The 17,560-nt window shown below is 70.6% G+C and carries 17 protein-coding genes; 13 read left to right on the top strand and 4 right to left on the bottom strand.

Annotated features, from left to right (window positions below; all coding sequences use genetic code 11):
• Window positions 1-27: 27 nt before the first annotated feature.
• The 3 genes from hpaE to ASD65_RS16630 are packed head-to-tail and all read right to left on the bottom strand — an operon-like array spanning window position 28 to window position 3,805.
• Complete coding sequence (gene hpaE, locus ASD65_RS16620; protein ID WP_056225261.1) at window positions 28-1,536, bottom strand: 5-carboxymethyl-2-hydroxymuconate semialdehyde dehydrogenase; 1,509 nt, start codon at window positions 1,534-1,536, stop codon at window positions 28-30.
• Between the two features lie 11 nt (window positions 1,537-1,547).
• The gene (locus ASD65_RS16625; RefSeq protein ID WP_056225264.1) at window positions 1,548-2,255 is read right to left on the bottom strand and encodes a GntR family transcriptional regulator; all 708 of its coding nucleotides are present in this window, start codon (window positions 2,253-2,255) and stop codon (window positions 1,548-1,550) included.
• Window positions 2,252-3,805: a fumarylacetoacetate hydrolase family protein gene (locus ASD65_RS16630; protein WP_056225267.1), complete on the bottom strand. Its 1,554-nt coding sequence runs from the start codon at window positions 3,803-3,805 to the stop codon at window positions 2,252-2,254. The genes ASD65_RS16625 and ASD65_RS16630 overlap by 4 nt, the downstream gene beginning before the upstream one ends.
• A 122-nt stretch (window positions 3,806-3,927) precedes the next feature.
• Here ASD65_RS16630 and ASD65_RS16635 point away from each other — a divergent pair, with 122 nt between their 5' ends.
• Window positions 3,928-5,322, top strand: a complete 1,395-nt coding sequence (locus ASD65_RS16635; protein ID WP_056225270.1) for an MFS transporter — start codon at window positions 3,928-3,930, stop codon at window positions 5,320-5,322.
• 116 nt (window positions 5,323-5,438) lie between these two features.
• Here the strand turns inward: ASD65_RS16635 and ASD65_RS16640 are convergent, their stop codons facing one another.
• Entirely contained in the window at window positions 5,439-6,053 is a 615-nt protein-coding gene (locus ASD65_RS16640; RefSeq protein WP_056225273.1) for a TetR/AcrR family transcriptional regulator, read from the bottom strand.
• Window positions 6,054-6,206: 153 nt separating this feature from the next.
• Between ASD65_RS16640 and ASD65_RS16645 the strand changes: the two genes are divergently transcribed.
• The 12 genes from ASD65_RS16645 to ASD65_RS16700 all read left to right on the top strand — a co-directional run bounded on the left by ASD65_RS16645 (window position 6,207) and on the right by ASD65_RS16700 (window position 17,559).
• A complete protein-coding gene (locus ASD65_RS16645; protein ID WP_156378970.1) occupies window positions 6,207-7,397 on the top strand; it encodes a thiolase family protein in 1,191 nt (396 codons plus the stop codon).
• The gene (locus tag ASD65_RS16650; protein ID WP_056225282.1) at window positions 7,390-8,127 is read left to right on the top strand and encodes an enoyl-CoA hydratase/isomerase family protein; all 738 of its coding nucleotides are present in this window, start codon (window positions 7,390-7,392) and stop codon (window positions 8,125-8,127) included. The genes ASD65_RS16645 and ASD65_RS16650 overlap by 8 nt, the downstream gene beginning before the upstream one ends.
• Window positions 8,124-8,996: a 3-hydroxyacyl-CoA dehydrogenase family protein gene (locus ASD65_RS16655; RefSeq protein ID WP_056225285.1), complete on the top strand. Its 873-nt coding sequence runs from the start codon at window positions 8,124-8,126 to the stop codon at window positions 8,994-8,996. Before ASD65_RS16650 ends, ASD65_RS16655 begins: the two co-directional genes overlap by 4 nt.
• Complete coding sequence (gene paaZ / locus ASD65_RS16660; protein ID WP_156378971.1) at window positions 8,996-11,074, top strand: phenylacetic acid degradation bifunctional protein PaaZ; 2,079 nt, start codon at window positions 8,996-8,998, stop codon at window positions 11,072-11,074. The genes ASD65_RS16655 and paaZ overlap by 1 nt, the downstream gene beginning before the upstream one ends.
• Window positions 11,071-11,523 carry a hydroxyphenylacetyl-CoA thioesterase PaaI gene (gene paaI, locus ASD65_RS16665; RefSeq protein ID WP_082561956.1) on the top strand — a complete coding sequence of 151 codons (453 nt, stop codon included), beginning with the start codon at window positions 11,071-11,073 and terminating at the stop codon, window positions 11,521-11,523. Before paaZ ends, paaI begins: the two co-directional genes overlap by 4 nt.
• Complete coding sequence (gene paaK / locus ASD65_RS16670; protein WP_235566818.1) at window positions 11,523-12,818, top strand: phenylacetate--CoA ligase PaaK; 1,296 nt, start codon at window positions 11,523-11,525, stop codon at window positions 12,816-12,818. Before paaI ends, paaK begins: the two co-directional genes overlap by 1 nt.
• A 68-nt stretch (window positions 12,819-12,886) precedes the next feature.
• Window positions 12,887-13,861 (top strand): 1,2-phenylacetyl-CoA epoxidase subunit PaaA, encoded by a 975-nt coding sequence (paaA, locus tag ASD65_RS16675; RefSeq protein ID WP_056225293.1) that lies wholly within the window; start codon window positions 12,887-12,889, stop codon window positions 13,859-13,861.
• Complete coding sequence (paaB, locus tag ASD65_RS16680) at window positions 13,858-14,163, top strand: 1,2-phenylacetyl-CoA epoxidase subunit PaaB (RefSeq protein WP_056225297.1); 306 nt, start codon at window positions 13,858-13,860, stop codon at window positions 14,161-14,163. The genes paaA and paaB overlap by 4 nt, the downstream gene beginning before the upstream one ends.
• Before the next feature lie 191 nt (window positions 14,164-14,354).
• On the top strand, window positions 14,355-15,110 hold the full coding sequence (paaC, locus tag ASD65_RS16685) for a 1,2-phenylacetyl-CoA epoxidase subunit PaaC (RefSeq protein WP_082561957.1): 756 nt from the start codon (window positions 14,355-14,357) through the stop codon (window positions 15,108-15,110).
• Entirely contained in the window at window positions 15,110-15,610 is a 501-nt protein-coding gene (paaD, locus tag ASD65_RS16690) for a 1,2-phenylacetyl-CoA epoxidase subunit PaaD (RefSeq protein WP_056226365.1), read from the top strand. The genes paaC and paaD overlap by 1 nt, the downstream gene beginning before the upstream one ends.
• Complete coding sequence (paaE, locus tag ASD65_RS16695; protein WP_082561958.1) at window positions 15,610-16,788, top strand: 1,2-phenylacetyl-CoA epoxidase subunit PaaE; 1,179 nt, start codon at window positions 15,610-15,612, stop codon at window positions 16,786-16,788. The genes paaD and paaE overlap by 1 nt, the downstream gene beginning before the upstream one ends.
• A gap of 9 nt (window positions 16,789-16,797) precedes the next feature.
• Complete coding sequence (locus ASD65_RS16700) at window positions 16,798-17,559, top strand: enoyl-CoA hydratase/isomerase family protein (protein ID WP_056225300.1); 762 nt, start codon at window positions 16,798-16,800, stop codon at window positions 17,557-17,559.
• Window position 17,560 lies beyond the last annotated feature (1 nt).

Here is a 17,560-nt window from a genome sequence, read left to right on the forward strand (position 1 = left end):
GTGGTGGATTCGGGGCGGATGCCGCGCTCAGGCCTTGCCGAAGGTGGGGTTGTGCGCGCCGCCGAGGGTGATGTGCACGGCCTGCTGATCGGTGTAGAAGTCGATCGAGCGGTAGCCGCCCTCGTGGCCGAGACCCGAGGCCTTGACCCCGCCGAACGGGGTGCGCAGGTCACGCACGTTGTTCGAGTTCAGCCACACCATGCCGGCCTCGATCGACTGCGCGAAGTTGTGCGCGCGCTTCAGGTCGTTGGTCCAGACGTAGGCGGCGAGGCCGTACCTGACGCCGTTGGCGAGGGCGAGCGCCTCTTCGTCGGTGTCGAACGGGGTGATCGCCACGACGGGGCCGAAGATCTCCTCCTGGAAGATCCGGGCATCCGGGGCGACGTCGGCGAATACCGTCGGAGCGACGAAGTTGCCGGTCTCGAAGCCCTCCGGACGGCCGCCGCCGGCCACCAGGCGACCTTCGGTCTTGCCGATCTCGACGTAGCTCATCACCTTGGCGAAGTGCTCGGGGTGCACCAGCGCGCCGACCTCGGTGGCCGGATCGTGCGGGTAGCCGACGACGACGCGCGAGGCCTGGGCGGCGTAGCGTTCCACGAACTCGTCGTAGATCTCGCGCTGCACGAGGATGCGGCTGCCCGCGGTGCAGCGCTCGCCGTTGAGGGAGAACACGCCGAAGATGGTCGCGTCGATCGCGGCCTCGAGGTCGGCGTCGGCGAAGACGACGGCGGGCGACTTGCCGCCGAGCTCCATCGAGAGGCCCTTCAGGAACGGCGCGGCGTTGCCGAAGATCAGCTGACCGGTCGAGCTCTCACCCGTGAAGGAGATGAGCGGGACATCGGGATGCTTCACCAGCGCGTCGCCGGCATCCTCGCCCAGCCCGTTGACGAGGTTGAAGACGCCCTTCGGCAGCCCGGCCTCCTCGAAGATCCCGGCCCACAGCGAGGCCGAGAGGGGCGTGAATTCGGCGGGCTTGAGCACGACGGTGTTGCCGGTGGCCAGGGCGGGGCCGAGCTTCCACGACTCGAGCATGAACGGCGTGTTCCACGGCGTGATGAGCCCGGCGACACCGATCGGCTTGCGGTTGACATAGTTCATCTGCCGGCCGGGCACCTTGTAGGCATCATCGGCCTGCGCGACGATCAGGTCGGCGAAGAAGCGGAAGTTCTCTGCGGCGCGACGGGCCTGACCGAGCGCCTGGGTGATCGGCAGACCGGAGTCGAAGGACTCCAGCTCAGCGAGCCGGGCATCGCGGGACTCCACGATGTCGGCGATGCGGTGCAGCACGCGCGAGCGCTCCCGCGGCAGCATCCGCGGCCAGGGGCCGTCTGTGAAGGCGCGGCGCGCGGCGGCGACGGCCCGGTCGATGTCGGCCTTCTTGCCGGCGGCGGCCTGCACGTAGGTCTGGTTCGACACCGGGTCGAGCACGTCGAACGTGTCGCCGTCGAGCGAGTCGACGAACTCGCCGTCGATGTAGTGCTGGATGCGGGTGGGCAGGTCGGCCGGGATGTGCGGGGCCGTGGCGGTCTCTGTCATGGGATCTCCAGTCAGTGCGAGGGGGAATCGGGATGCAGCAGCGCAGCGCGCGACTGACGGGAAGCCGTGAACGCGTCCATCGTGCGCCAGCGGTGGTTGCGAGCGGCCAGCTCGATCTCGAGCGGGTCGGCGTTCTCACGGATGAGGGTGAGGATCTCGGCGTGCTCCTCCACGGAGTGGTGTGCACGACCGGGTACGAAGGCGAACGTGGAGTCGCGCAGTCCGGAGAGCCGCGACCAGCCGCGGTAGACCATGTCGCGCAGCTGCGGGTTGGGGCACGGTTCGTACAGCACCGAGTGGAACTGCTGGTTCAGGGTGGTGAAGATGTGCGCGTCGAAGTCGTCGAGCAGTCGCAGCATCCGGTTGTTGACCTCGGCCGCGCGATCGAGGTCCTCGGGGGTGAGCAGCGGTGCCGACAGCGCGGTCGCAGCCCCTTCGACGATGCCGAGCGTCTGCATCGTGTCGACGTACTCGCCCTCGTCGACGAGCGACACGCGGGCCCCGACGTTGCGCTCGAAGGTGACGAGGCCCTCGGCTTCGAGCCGGCGGATCGCCTCGCGGACGGGCACGACGCTCATCTGCAGGCCGTCGGCGATCGGACCGAGGACGAGCCGGAATCCGGGACCGTACTCGTGGCGCGCGATGCGCTCGCGGATCCACTCGTAGGCGCGCTCGGACTTGCTGCCCTCATCGGCCGCCTGCAGCACAGCCTCGGTCACGGGGACTGCTCCTGGTCGAACCGTGCACGCCACGCGGCGTTCATCGGGAACAGGCCTTCGATGGCGTGGCCGGCCGCGACCTGCTGGGCGATCCAGGCGTCCTCCGCCTCCTGGGCGATGGCCGCGTCCACGACCTCTTCGGCCAGGGCGGGCGGGATGACGATGACCCCGTCGCTGTCGCCGACGAGGATGTCGCCCGGCTGCACCGTCGTGCCGCCGCATCCGATCGTCACATCGACGTCCCACGGGACGTGCTTGCGGCCGAGCACGGCGGGGTGCGCGCCCTTCGAGTACACCGGCAGGTCGACTCCGGCGACGGTGTCGTAGTCGCGGACTCCGCCGTCGGTCACGATGCCTGCGGCTCCGCGGGCGTGCGCGCGGAGCGCCAGGATGTCGCCGAGTGTGCCCGAGCCGGCCTCGCCGCGGGCTTCGATCACAATGATCTCGCCCACGCCGACCGCGTCGAACGCGCGCTTCTGCGCGTTCTGACCGCCGCCGTGCGACGCGAACAGGTCTTCGCGGTTCGGGACGAACCGGAGCGTGCGGGCCGTGCCGACCATCTTGGATTCGGGATGCGTCGGCCGCACGCCGTCGATGGTGACGTTGTTGAGACCGCGCTTGCGCAGCTGGCCGGAGAGGGCCGCGACCGGCGTCGCCTCGAGCTTGGCGCGGAGCGCGGGGGAGAGTGCGTGCGGCGTTTCGACTGCCTGCGCGCTCTCGACGACAGGGGTGGTGCCCGACGAGAGCCCGGCGGCCTCGGCGGAGCCCCAGGCCTCGGTGCGCTGCGTGTCGTCGACCGCGGGGAGCGAGCCGAGCGTGGCATCGAACCCGTCGACGCCCTGCACGACCGTGGTCGCCAGGCGGCCGGAGGTCGGGCGTCCGGGCGCCGTGGGCGAGTCGACCTCGACCTCGACGACGTCGCCGGGAACCACGACGGAGGACCCGGCCGGTGTGCCGGTGAGGATCACGTCGCCGGTCTCGAGGGTGAAGTGCTGCGACAGATCCGCGACGAGCTGCGCGAGCGGGAACAGCATCGCGTCGCTCGTGTCGTCCTGCACCAGCACGCCGTTGACCCACGTGCGCAGGCGCAGGGCCTCGGGATCGAGCGTGCGGGCGTCGATCAGGTGCGGTCCGATCGGCGTGAAGCCGTCGCCGCCCTTGGAGCGGACGTTGGAGCCCTTGTCGTTCGCGCGCAGGTCGTACAGGCCGAAGTCGTTCGACGCGGTGACGGAGGCGACGTGCGCCCACGCGTCGGCCATACCGACCCGACGTGCCGGGGCGCCGATCACCAGAGCGATCTCGCCCTCGAACGCGAGCAGTTCGGTGCCCGCGGGGCGCTCTATGGTGCCGCCGGTGGTGGCCACGGAGCTGGACGGCTTGAAGAAGTACGACGGATGCTGCGGGGTGCGCCCGCGCTGCTCCGCCCGTGAGCGGTAGCTCAGGTGGATGGCGATGATCTTGCCCGGACGCACCGGGAGGGCGCCGTACCGCGCATCGGCGGCGTTCAGCAGGGCGATGGCGGCATCCGCTGGCGTGTTCTCGGTAGTCATGAGCTCCCTCGCTCTTGCGTCGTATCTGAAATCGTATATGATCGTCAACATTCCGGCAAGCCTCGATCGACGCGGCTTGCCATGACAGCGAAGTCAGCATCAGACAGAGGAGTCGCCGCAGGATGTCCGCATCATCGCAGTCCCCCGCAACACCATCCGGGTTCACCCCCACCGGAACCATCGCGTCGCACACCGACCGCCGCCGGGTCGTATTCGCGACCGTCGTGGGCACCACTGTCGAGTGGTACGACTTCTTCATCTACGCGACGGCCGTGGGCCTCGTCTTCGGCCAGCTGTTCTTCGCGCCGCTCGGCGCCAACAGTGCGATCGTCGCCTTCGCCACCGTGGGTGTCAGCTTCCTGTTCCGTCCCCTCGGTGCGTTCCTGGCCGGTCACTTCGGCGACAAGTACGGCCGCAAGGTCGTGCTGATGTGGACGCTGATCCTCATGGGTGCCGCGACGGCGCTCATCGGCCTGCTCCCGACGTACGAGGCCATCGGCGTCTGGGCGCCGATCCTGCTCGTCCTGCTGCGCATCCTGCAGGGCGTGTCCGCGGGCGGCGAGTGGGGCGGCGCGGTCCTGATGGCCGTCGAGCACGCACCGAAGAAGCGCCGCGGCGCGTTCGGTGCCTCGCCGCAGATCGGTGTGCCGCTCGGCCTCCTGCTCGCCTCCGGCGTCATGGCGCTGATGGCGATGATCGCCCCCGGCGACGCGTTCCTCGTGTGGGGATGGCGCATCCCGTTCCTGCTCAGCATCGTGCTGATCCTGGTCGGCTACTACATCCGCCGTCGCGTCGAGGAGAGCCCGGTGTTCGCCGAGCTGGCCATCCGCAAGGAGAAGGCGCGGATGCCGATCGTGACGCTGTTCCGCAAGCACTCGCTCCTCGTGCTCATCGCCGCACTCGTGTTCGCGGGCAACAACGCCGTCGGCTACATGACCACCGGCGGATACATCCAGGGCTACTCGACCAACCCCGACGGGCCGATCGGCCTCGAGCGCGGTCCCGTCCTGTGGGCCGTTACCGGCTCCGCCGTCACCTGGCTGCTCTCGACCCTGGCCGCGGGCTTCGTGTCCGACCGGATCGGTCGCCGCAACACGTACATCATCGGCTGGATCCTGCAGCTGGTCGGTGTGTTCACGCTCTTCCCGCTGGTGAACACCGGCGACATCTGGATGCTGTTCCTGGGCCTCGCGATCCTCACGATCGGCCTCGGCTTCACCTACGGGCCGCAGGCGGCGCTGTACTCGGAGCTGTTCCCGGCATCCATCCGCTTCTCCGGAGTGTCGATCTCGTACGCGATCGGCGCGATCCTCGGTGGCGCGTTCGCTCCGACCATCGCGACCGCGCTCGTGCAGGCGACCGGTTCGACCCAGTCGGTCACCTGGTATCTCGCCGGCATGACCGTCGTCGGCCTGCTCGCGACGCTGCTGCTGCGCGACCGCTCGGGCATCCCGCTCGGACCGGACCACGAGGCGGAGCAGTCCGTCAGCCCGATCTACGGCCTCGCCAAGGCCTGATCCGACCGGCCCGGCACCTGAGAGAGGGATTCCGGCCGAGACAGGGGGCATCGCCCCGTTTCTCGGCCGGGATCCCTTGTCTCGTGCGTGAGCGGGCGAGGGGCGGATGCTGCGGCTCAGCGCGTGCGCATGCCGTCGAGCACGACCGCCACGACGTCGTGGGCCAAGCGCTCTCGATCGACGGGGCCGCCGGGGCGGTACCACTCCACGATCGAGTTGACCATGCCGAAGATCAGGCGCGTCGCGACCGGGCCGTCGATGTCGTCGCGCACCACACCGGTGGACTGCGCCTCCACGACGAGTGCGGTGACGCGGTGGTCGAACGCGCGTCGTCGCTCGAGAGCGGCACGCTCCACGTCGCTGTTGCCGCGCACCCGCAGGAGCAGCGTGACGTAGGGGAGCCGGTCCACGAGCACGCGGACCGCCCCGCGCAGCACGGCGCCGAGCCGCTCGGCCGCGGTGCCGGTGCGCGCCTCCGGTTCGTCGAGCACGCCCTCCAGCCCGCTCAGCGCCTCGTCGAGGGCGAGCGTGAGGAGCTGCTCCTTCGAGTCGAAGTGGTGGTAGAGCGCTGACTTGGTCAGGCCGAGGCGCGCCGCGAGGTCGGCGACCGAGGTCGCGTCATACCCCTGCTCGATGAACAGGCCGACGGCGATCTCGAGTACCTGCGCCTTGTCGTAGCCGGGACGCCCGCGGCGCGGCGCCGTGCCGGCGGTGCGTTCGGGAGCGGACATTGCACCAGTGTCGCACTCTCGTCGAGCGGGTGTCGCTCGACGCCGTTGCGGGCCAGGATGTTTTGCGTCACGTCGCCGATCTGCTATTACTGAACGATCGGTTAGCTATTCGAGCGACGCGGTCCACATCGAGGTGGACCGGAGAGGATGACGATGTCCGAGGCTTATCTCGTCGGAGGCGTGCGCACGCCGGTCGGCCGCTACGGCGGCACCCTGGCGGGTGTGCGGCCCGACGATCTCGCCGCGCTCGTCGTCGCGAACGCCGTGGAGCGATCGGGGCTGCCCGCGGCGATGGTCGAGGAGGTCATCCTCGGGGCCGCGAACCAGGCGGGGGAGGACAACCGCAACGTCGCGCGGCTGGCCGTGCTGCTGGCCGGGCTCCCGGACGAGGTCCCCGGGATCACCGTCAACCGCCTGTGCGCGTCGGGGATGTCGGCGATCGCGCTCGCGGCGCAGGCGATCCGCGCGGGCGATGCCGACGCGATGATCGCGGGCGGCGTCGAGTCGATGACGCGCGCGCCGTGGGTGCAGGCCAAGCCCGACCGCGCGTGGGCGAAGCCCGGCGCCGCGTTCGACACCTCGATCGGGTGGCGGTTCACCAATCCCCGCATCGCCGCGCGGGAGAAGGCCACATTCTCGATGCCCGAGACGGCGGAGGAGGTCGCCCGGGTGGACGGCATCTCCCGAGCGGATGCGGATGCCTTCGCGCTGCGCAGCCACGAGCGGGCGATCGCCGCCATCGACGCCGGGCGATTCGCCGATGAGATCGTCGCCGTCCCGACCCGGACCGGCGAGGTCGCCGTGGACGAGGGGCCGCGGCGCGACACCTCGCTGGAGTCGCTCGCGGGCCTGCGCCCGGTCGTCGCCGGGGGCGAGGTCGTCACCGCCGGCAACTCGAGCACGCTCAACGACGGCGCATCCGCGATCGTCGTAGCGTCCGGCGCGGCCGTCGAGCGCCACGGGCTCCGCCCGCGTGCCCGGATCGTGGCCTCGGCCAGCGCCGCGCTCGCCCCCGAGATCATGGGGCTGGGGCCCGTCCCCGCGACGCAGAAGGCGCTCGCCAAGGCCGGACTCACGATCGCCGACATCGGTGCGGTCGAGCTCAACGAGGCCTTCGCCTCGCAGTCGCTCGCATGTATCCGCAGGCTCGGTCTCGACCCGGAGATCGTCAACGCCGACGGCGGGGCGATCGCGCTCGGCCACCCGCTCGGTTCCAGCGGCGCCCGCATCATCGTCACCCTGCTCGGTCGCATGGATCGCGAAGGCGCCCGGTACGGCCTGGCCACGATGTGCGTCGGCATCGGGCAGGGCACCGCCATGATCGTCGAGCGGATCGATGCGTGAGTCGCTGCGTGTAGACAGCGGCGACGACCGCGTCGTCGTGACCCTGGCGCGCCCCGAGGTGCGCAACGCGATCGATCAGGACATGATCGACGGCCTGCACGAGGTGTGCGCCGAACTGGAGGAGCGCCCGCGCACGCTCATCCTGACGGGCTCGGGCGGTGTTTTCGCCTCCGGAGCCGACATCGCCCAGCTGCGCGAGCGACGCGCTCCCGATGCCCGTCGCGGCATCAACTCCGCCGCATTCCAGCGCATCCACGCCCTGCCGATGCCCGTCATCGCGGCGATCGACGGGTATGCGCTCGGGGGAGGCGCCGAGCTGGCGTACGCGGCCGACCTCCGCATCGGCACGCCGCGCGTCAAGATCGGCAATCCGGAGACGGGCCTCGGCATCATCGCCGCGGCGGGCGCCACCTGGCGGCTGCCGGAGATCGCAGGGCACGCGCGCGCGGCCGAACTGCTGCTGACCGGACGGATCCTGGATGCCGCGGAAGCCGTGGCGTGGGGAGTCCTCTCGTCGCTGCACGACCCGGAGGACCTCCTGCCGGCCGCCCACGCGCTCGCCGACCGCATCGCCGCGAACGACCCGCTCGCGACCCGGCACACCAAGACCGCGCTCGCCGCACCGGCGGACGCCCACCCCGCGATCGAGCTCGAGCTGCAGGCGGAGCTCTTCGAGAGCCCGGAGAAGGAGCGACGCATGACCGCGTTCCTGGAGAGGCGCGCGCGATGACCGGCGAAACGGTTGAGCCACAGGTCCCCGCGCGGGTCGGAGTGGTCGGCGGGGGCCGCATGGGCGCCGGGATCGCGCACGCCTTCGTCCTCGCCGGCGCCGAGGTGATCGTCGTCGAACGCGACGCGGAGGCGGCGGGCGCGGCATCCGCTCGTGTTCTTGACTCGGTGCGCCGCACCGTCGATCGCGGAGCCACAGATCGCCCCCTCGAGGACCTGCGCGCAGCCCTCACGACGGCGACGGATGCCGCGGCTCTGGCCGGCTGCGGGCTCGTCATCGAGGCAGTTCCGGAGGACGGCGCACTCAAGGCCGACGCGCTCGCCCGCGCTGAACGCGTGCTCGACCGCACTGCCGCCCTGGCCACGAACACCTCGTCGATGTCGATCGACGGCCTCGCCGCGGGTCTGGAGCGCCCCGGCCGGTTCGTCGGTCTCCACTTCTTCAACCCGGTGCCCGCATCCCTGCTGGTCGAGGTCGTCGTCGGCACCGCGACGGAGCCCACCCTCGTCCAGGACGCCCGCGGATGGGTCGCCGCGCTCGGCAAGACCGCGGTCGTGGTCCGCGATGCGCCGGGGTTCGCGTCCAGCCGGCTCGGGGTCGTCCTCGGTCTGGAGGCGATCCGCATGCTCGAGGAGGGCGTCGCCTCGGCCGCCGATATCGACGCGGCGATGGAGCTGGGCTACCGGCATCCGATGGGTCCGTTGCGCACCACCGACATCGTCGGCCTCGACGTGCGCCTCGGCATCGCGGAAGAACTTCACGCACGCCTGGGCGACCGGTTCGCCCCGCCCGAGCTGCTGCGGCGCCTCGTCGCCGACGGACACCTGGGGCGCAAGACCGGCCGCGGTTTCTACGAATGGAGCGAATGATGAGCGACATCCTCCCCAGCTACGTCCTCGGAAGCTGGTGGACCCCCGCAGCGGACGCGGATGCGGTCACCGTGCGGGACGCGTCGACCGGGGAGCCGGTCGCGCGCGTCAGCACGGAAGGTCTGGACCTCGCGGCAGTGCTCGAGTACGCGCGCACCGCCGGGCAGCGCAGTCTCGGCGCGCTGACCTTCCATCAGCGCGCGCTGCTGCTCAAGCAGTTCGGCGCTGCGCTCACCGAGCGCAAGCAGGAGTTGTACGACCTCTCGAAGCATGCCGGCGCGACCATGCGCGACTCGCTGAGCGACATCGACGGCGGCATCGGCGTGCTGTTCACCTACTCGTCCAAGGGTCGGCGCGACCTGCCGAACGGGCAGGTCTACCTCGACGGACCGGTCGAATCGCTGTCGAAGGACGGTTCATTCCTCGGGCGGCATGTGTACACCCGGCTGCCCGGCGTCGCCGTGCAGATCAACGCCTTCAACTTCCCCACGTGGGGTGCCCTGGAGAAATTCGCCCCCGCGTTCCTCGCCGGCGTGCCGACGGTCGTCAAACCCGCCACTCCGACCGGCTACGTCGCGGAGGCATGGGTGCGCATCCTCGTGGAGACGGGGCTCCTGCCCGAAGGATCGCTGCAGCTGGTCAGCGGCAGCGTGCCCGGCCTGTTCGACCACCTCCGCCTCGGCGACCTCGTCGGCTTCACCGGCAGCGCTTCTACGGCGGAAGGGCTGCGCGCCCACGCCAGCGTGCAGACCGGGGGCGTGCGGTTCACGAGCGAGACCGACTCGATCAACGCGTCCGTGCTCGGCCCGGACGCGGCCGAGGGCACGCCCGAGTTCGACGCCTACGTCAAGCAGCTGCTGGTCGAGCTGACCACCAAGGCAGGGCAGAAATGCACCGCGATCCGGCGGGCGATCGTGCCGGAGGGCAGTGTCGACGCCCTGGTCGAGGCCGTGCGCGCCAAGATCGCCGAACGCGTCGTGATCGGCGACCCGCACGCCGAGTCCGTCACGATGGGCCCGCTCGTCTCGCTCGCGCAGCGCGACGAGGTGCTGCGGTCGGTCGCCGCGCTGGAGGCGGCCGGCGGTCGCGTGCTGCTCGGCTCGACCGATGCGCCCGAGGTCGTGCGGGCCGACGGCACGGTCGGCAGTGCCGGAGAAGGCGCCTTCGTCGCGCCGCTCCTCCTCGGATTCGCGGATGCCTCGGCAGCCGCCGTGCACGACGTCGAGGCCTTCGGACCCGTCGCCAGCGTGCTGTCGTACCGCACCCTCGACGAAGCCGCCGACCTGGTCGCCCGCGGGGGCGGCTCGCTCGTCACCAGCGTCGCGACGAACGACCCCGCCGTGGCGGCGGCACTGCTGCCGCGCATCGCCGCATTCAACGGGCGACTCCTGTTCCTGGACCGCGCCGACGCGCGCACCTCGACAGGGCACGGCTCGCCGGTGCCGCACCTGGTGCACGGCGGCCCAGGGCGCGCCGGCGGCGGCGAAGAGCTGGGCGGTATCCGGGCCGTGCTGCACCACATGCAGCGCACCGCCGTGCAGGGTTCGCCCGAGATGCTGACGGCCCTCACCGGGGTGTGGCATCAGGGGGCGGCATCCCGCAGCGACCGGCATCCGTTCCGCAAATCGCTCGCCGAGCTGGCCATCGGCGACCAGCTCGCCTCGGCGTCGCGCGTCGTCACGCTCGAGGACATCGAGACCTTCGCGAACTTCACCGGCGACCTGTTCTACGCGCACATGGACGAAGAGGCCGCCGCGGCCAACCCGTTCTTCCCCGGCCGCGTCGCGCACGGATACCTGCTGGTGTCGTGGGCCGCCGGGCTGTTCGTCGACCCCGACCCGGGGCCGGTGCTGGCCAACTACGGCCTTGAGAATCTGCGGTTCGTGACGCCGGTCTCGCCCGACGACGAGATCCGCGTCGTGCTGACCGCGAAGCAGATCACCCCGCGCGAGACCGACGAGTACGGCGAGGTGCGCTGGGACGCCCTCATCCTCAACCAGAACGACGAGGTCGTCGCGACGTACGACGTGCTGACGCTCGTCGCCAAGGAGTACGAGTCCGCGGAGCCGGTGTCATGACTCCGCCTGTCGGCACCGACCCGCCGCTGCGGCCCATGCTGCAGCGCGACAACGTGTTCCGTGCGCTCGGCATGGTCCTCGAGCGGGACGAACCCGGCGAGGCCGTCATATCGATGCAGGTGCGCGAAGACATGCTCAACGGCTTCGCCATCACCCACGGCGGGCTGGTGTTCGCCCTCGCCGACACCGCCTTCGCGATCGCGTGCAACGAGGACGAGGAGGTGACGGTCGCCGCCGGTGCCGACATCGCCTTCCTCGCCTCGACGCGCCTCGGGCAGACGCTCACCGCGCACGCCCGGCGGCGCGCGCTCGTGGGCCGGGCGGGACTCTACGACGTGACCATCACGGACGAGACCGGCGCGGTGGTCGCGGAGTTCCGCGGCCGATCGCTCACCACGCGGCGGTCTACTGCCCACCCCTCCGCGACCACGCAGGGACAGGAGCGATGATGCTCGAGGACGCCGGGGCGGAGAACCTCGACCCCGAGGAGTGCATGAGCCGCGCCGAGATCGAGGCGCTGCAGCTCGAACGACTGCAATGGACCGTGCGGCACGCGTACGAGAACGTGCCGCTGTACACCCGCAAGCTCGACGAGGCGGGTGTGAAGCCCACCGACATCCGCTCGCTCGAGGATCTGCGTCGACTGCCCTTCACGACGAAGGAGGACCTGCGCCAGACCTACCCGTTCGGGATGTTCGCGGTGCCGATGGGCCGGGTGCGCCGCATCCACGCGTCGTCCGGCACCACGGGACGCCCGACCGTCGTCGGCTACACGCAGACCGACCTCGACAACTGGGCCACCTTGGTCGCGCGCTCGCTGCGGGCGAGCGGGGTGCGGCCCGGCATGAAGGTGCACAACGCCTACGGATACGGGCTGTTCACCGGGGGACTGGGCGCGCACGCCGGCATCGAGAAGCTCGGTGCGACAGTCATCCCCGTCTCCGGCGGTCAGACGGCGCGTCAGGTGCAGCTCATCCGCGACTTCGAGCCGGACGTCATCATGTGCACGCCGAGCTACCTGCTCACGATCGCCGACGCCATGGAAGGCGCCGGCATCGACCCCCGCAGCACCTCACTGAAGGTCGCGATCCTCGGAGCCGAGCCCTGGACCAATCAGATGCGCGCCGAGCTCGAACGGCGCCTCGGCATCGATGCGGTGGACATCTACGGGCTCAGTGAGGTGATGGGCCCCGGTGTCGGGAACGAGTGCATCGAGACGAAGGACGGCCCGCACCTGTGGGAGGACCACTTCCTGCCGGAGGTCATCGACGAGGACGGCGAGCCGCTGCCGGACGGGGAGCGGGGCGAGCTGGTGTTCACGTCGCTGACCAAAGAGGCGTTCCCGGTGCTGCGCTATCGCACGCGGGACCTCACGCGCCTCCTGCCGGGCACCGCCCGACCCGGGATGCGGCGCATGGAGAAGATCACCGGGCGCAACGACGACATGATCATCCTGCGCGGCGTGAACATCTTTCCGACGCAGATCGAGGAGCTCGTGCTCGGCATCGAGACGCTCACTCCGCACTTCGTCATCGAGCTCACCCGTGAGGGCGGGCGCGACGCGATGACGGTGCGCATCGAGCGGCATCCGAATCTGAACCGCGAGACGTGCCAGGCGGCCACCGTGGTGCTCGCGCAGCGCATCAAGACGCACATCGGATCCACCGTCGCGGTGCAGCTCGAAGAGCCGGGCGCCCTGCCGCGCAGCGAGGGCAAGTACAAGCGGGTCTACGACCTGCGCTGAGCGTTCTTGCCCCGCGTCGGTCCTGCGCGTACACTTTACTGACCGAACGTTCTGTTATTAAGGAGTCGATGATGACTGCCCCCGATCTGACCGTGGTCACCGGCGACGAGTCCGTCGAACTCGCGGCATTCGACGCCCTCATCGCGGCGGAGCAGCGCATCGAACCGCGGGACTGGATGCCGGACGCGTACCGCAAGACGCTCATCCGGCAGATCTCCCAGCACGGGCACTCCGAGATCATCGGCATGCAGCCCGAGGGCAACTGGATCACGCGTGCCCCGAGCCTCAAGCGCAAGGCGATCCTCATGGCCAAGGTGCAGGACGAGGCTGGCCACGGGCTGTACCTGTACTCGGCCGCGCAGACCCTCGGCATCACGCGCGACGAGATGACCGAGCAGCTGATCGCCGGACGCGCCAAGTACTCGTCGATCTTCAACTACCCGACCCCGACCTGGGCCGACATGGGAGCGATCGGCTGGCTCGTGGACGGCGCCGCGATCTGCAACCAGGTGCCGCTGTGCCGGGCGTCGTACGGACCATACGGCCGCGCGATGGTGCGCATCTGCAAGGAGGAGTCGTTCCACCAGCGGCAGGGCTTCGAGATCCTGCTGTCGTTGATGCAGGGCACCGCGGCGCAGCAGGAGATGGCTCAGGATGCCGTGAACCGCTGGTACTGGCCGTCGCTGATGATGTTCGGCCCGCCCGATGACCAGTCGCCCAACTCGGCGCAGTCGACCGCGTGGAAGATCAAGCGGTTCTCCAACGACGAGCTGCGCCAGCGGTTCCTCGGGATGCTGGTGCCCCAGGCCGAGGTGCTGGGCGTGACGCTGCCCGACCCGGAGCTCCGCTGGGACGAGGACGCGCAGCGCTGGCACATGAGCGAGATCGACTGGACCGAGTTCCACGAGGTGCTCGCCGGCCGCGGCCCGATGAACGCCGAGCGGCTCAAGAACCGTCGCGAGGCGCACGAGCAGGGCGCGTGGGTGCGCGAAGCCGCCGTCGAGTACGCCCGCAAGCAGGCCGAGAAGGTGGCAGCAGCATGACGTCGCCGGGAGTGTCGCCGCACGAGACATGGCCGCTGTGGGAGGTGTTCGTGCGCGCGAGTCGAGGACTCAGCCACGTGCACGCCGGCTCGCTGCACGCACCGGACGCCGAGCTCGCGCTGCGCAACGCGCGCGACCTGTACACGCGGCGCGGCGAGGGCACGTCGGTGTGGGTGGTGCCCTCCGACGCGATCACCACGAGTGACCCCGATGCGAAGGGCGCGTTCTTCGAGAGCCCCGCGGGGAAGAACTACCGCCACGCCTCGTACTACACCGCCTCGGAGGGGGTGCCGCACCTGTGAGCGCCACGACTTCTCCGGGTTTCGCGACGACTCCTCCGGGTTCGGGGCGCGATTCGTCCGTTGGGGCGCACATTTCGCGCCCCAACGGTGCAAATGCGCCCCAAACCCAGGTCGGCGGSGAGCCGAGACACGGCGACGCCCATGGTGACGTCACCGTCGACCGGCTCGAGCTGTCGGCCGAGCTGGCCGGGATGGGCGATGCCGTCGCCACGGCCGACGTCGCCGAGTACGCCCTGTGGCTCGGCGACGATGCGCTGATCCTGGCGCAGCAGCTCGGCGGCTGGATCGCGCGCGCCCCCGAGCTCGAGGAGGACGTGGCGCTCGCCAACATCGCGCTCGATCTGCTCGGACACGCCCGCTCGCTGCTGCGCTACGCCGGCACGTCCGACGGGCGGACCGAGGACGACCTCGCGTATTGGCGCGACGAGCCGCAGTTCCGCAGTGCCTGGCTCTTCGAGCAGCCGAACGGCGACTTCGCGCAGACCATCGCACGCCAGCTCGCGGCATCCGTCTACCAGTTCGAGCTGTACTCGGCGCTGCAGCAGTCCGCCGACGAGACGCTGGCCGCGATCGCGGCGAAGGCCGTCAAGGAGGTCGAGTACCACCGCGATCACGCCGTGCAGTGGACCCTGCGCCTCGCGGGCGGCACCGACGAGTCCCGGGCCCGCATGACGCGTGCCGTCGGCGACGTCTGGCCGTACGTCGACGAGCTGTTCCGCGACGAGCCGCTGATCGATCGGCTCGCGGGCATCGCCGTGCGTCCGTCGGCGCTGCGCCCCGGTTTCGACGCCGTGATCGACGCGGTGTTCGCCGAGGCCGGTCTCGTCGTGCCGGACGGCTTCCGCTCATCCGGCGGAGGCCGCCGCGGACAGCACTTCTCGAGCATGGGCTACCTGCTCGCCGAGATGCAGGTGCTCGCGAGGCAGCACCGGGGGGCGACATGGTGATGCAGACCCTCGGCGCGGACACCGCCGCGACCCGTGTGTGGGAGATCGTCGCGGCCGTCCCCGATCCGGAGGTGCCGGTGCTCACGATCGAGGACCTCGGTGTGCTGCGCGACGTCGTGCTGGAGGACGGGCGGGTCATGGTGACCATCACCCCGACGTACTCCGGATGCCCCGCCATGGACGCGATCCGCGACGACGTCGTGATCGCCCTGACCCATGCGGGCTACGGGGAAGTCGACGTGCGACTCGTGCTGTCGCCGGCCTGGACCACCGATTGGATGAGCGAATCCGGCAAGGAGAAGCTCCGCGTCTACGGCATCGCCCCGCCGACCGGTCGCGCGGCCGTGCGCGGCCCGATCCGGCTGCAGCTGGCCGTCAAGTGCCCGCGGTGCGGGTCGTTGGACACGAAGGAGGTCACGCGGTTCGGCTCCACCTCGTGCAAGGCGCTGCACGAGTGCCGCGCGTGCCTCGAGCCCTTCGAGCACTTCAAGGTGCACTGATGGGCGCAGAACCGGTCCCGGCGCCCGCGTCGGAGCAGATCGCCGACGCGCTGCTCGCGAGCGCGGTGGGTGGCCCCTCCGCGCCGGAGCGACGTCGCACGAAGTTCCACTCGCTGCGCGTCGCCGAGGTGCGGCCGTTGACCGATGCGGCGGTCGAGGTGACGTTCGAGATCCCGGCTGCACTGCAGGGGGAGTTCGACTACCTCGCGGGTCAGCACGTGGCGCTGCGCGCGCACATCGACGGCCACGAGGTGCGTCGGTCGTACTCGCTGTGCCGCGCGCCGGCGCCCGGGTCGGTGAGCATCGCGATCAAGCGGGACCTCGGCGGTCGGTTCTCCACATGGGCGCACTCCGAGCTGCGCGCCGGCGACACGATCGACGTGATGAGCCCGCAGGGAACCTTCACCTCCGGCCTGGGCGAGCTCGACGGCCGGCACGTCGCCGGCATCGCCGCGGGGTCGGGCATCACACCGCTCATGGCGCTCGCCGCCACGGTGCTGGCGCGCTCCGACACTTCGCAGTTCACGCTCGTCTACACGAATCGCTCGACGACGGACGTGATGTTCCTCGAGGAGCTCGCCGACCTGAAGGACCGCTACCCGGCCCGGCTCGCGCTGCACCACGTGCTCTCGCGCGAGCAGCGTGCCGCCCCGCTGCTGTCCGGCCGGATCGACGAAGAGCGACTCCGCCGCATCCTGGACGCCCTGGTGCTTCCCGACACCGTGGACGAGTGGTTCCTGTGCGGTCCGTTCGAACTCGTGCAGCTGTGCCGCGACACACTCGCCGACATCGGGGTGGGGTCGGAGCACATCCGCTACGAACTGTTCACGACGGGGGAGGACGGTCGCGTCGAAGCGCCTTCCGGGCGTCCGATCGTGGTGAAGGCCGATGAACCTGTGGTGCGCATCGAGGTGACGCTGGACGGGCAGTCCGCAACCGTGGAGAGCCCGGTCTCGGCGCACGAGTCGATCCTCAACGCCGCACTGCGGGTGCGCCCCGACGCGCCGTTCGCGTGCGCGGGCGGCGTGTGCGGCACGTGTCGTGCACGTCTGCTGGACGGTTCGGTGACGATGACCGAGAACTACGCGCTCGAGCCCGACGAGCTCGCCCGCGGCTACATCCTGACCTGCCAGTCCCACGCCACGACCGACCGCGTCGTGGTGGACTACGACGTCTGAGGAGAACCCATGATCACGCTCCGGATCAGCGGCGGCGTCGCCGAGATCGTCCTCGACGCTCCCGAGAAGCGCAACGCCCTGTCGCTCGAGGCGCTCGCAGAGCTGGATGCCGCCTACCGCGAGGCCGAGGCATCCGGGGTCCGCGCCCTGCTGCTGCACGGCGAGGGGCGCGCGTTCTGCGCCGGGCGCGACATCGCCGGGGTGGACCCCGCGACCGACGACGTGCCGGGGTATCTCGGAGCGGTCGAGTCGCTGATGCGCCGGATGGCGGCCTTCCCCGCCCCGACGTTCGCCGCCGTGCACGGGGCCTGCCTCGGGGTGGGGCTGGGGCTGGCGATCGCGACCGACGTCGTCTACATCGCCGAGACGGCCAAGGTCGGGTCCCCTTTCGCGAACCTCGGTGCGATGCTCGATTCCGGCGGCCACGCCCTCCTGTACGAGCGGCTCGGGGCCCATCGCGCCCTCGACCTCATCTACACCGGCGACCTGTTGTCGGGGGCGGAGGCGGTCGGGGCGGGCCTGTTCAGCCGGGTCCTTCCGGACGAGGAGGTGCTCGCCTTCACGCGCGAGCGGGTGGCGCGTGCCGCCGCCGGTCCGACGCAGTCGTTCCTCGCCTCCAAGCGCCTCATCGGCCGCCTGCGCGACGAGCACCTGTGGGCGGTGGCGGCGGCGGAGTCGCGCGGCCAGGCGCGGCTGCGCGACACCGCCGACTACCGCGAGGGCTTCGCCGCCTTCCAGCAGAAGCGGCCTCCGGAGTTCCGCGGGATCTGAG

Source organism: Microbacterium sp. Root61 (assembly GCF_001427525.1).
Classification (GTDB): Bacteria; Actinomycetota; Actinomycetes; order Actinomycetales; family Microbacteriaceae; genus Microbacterium.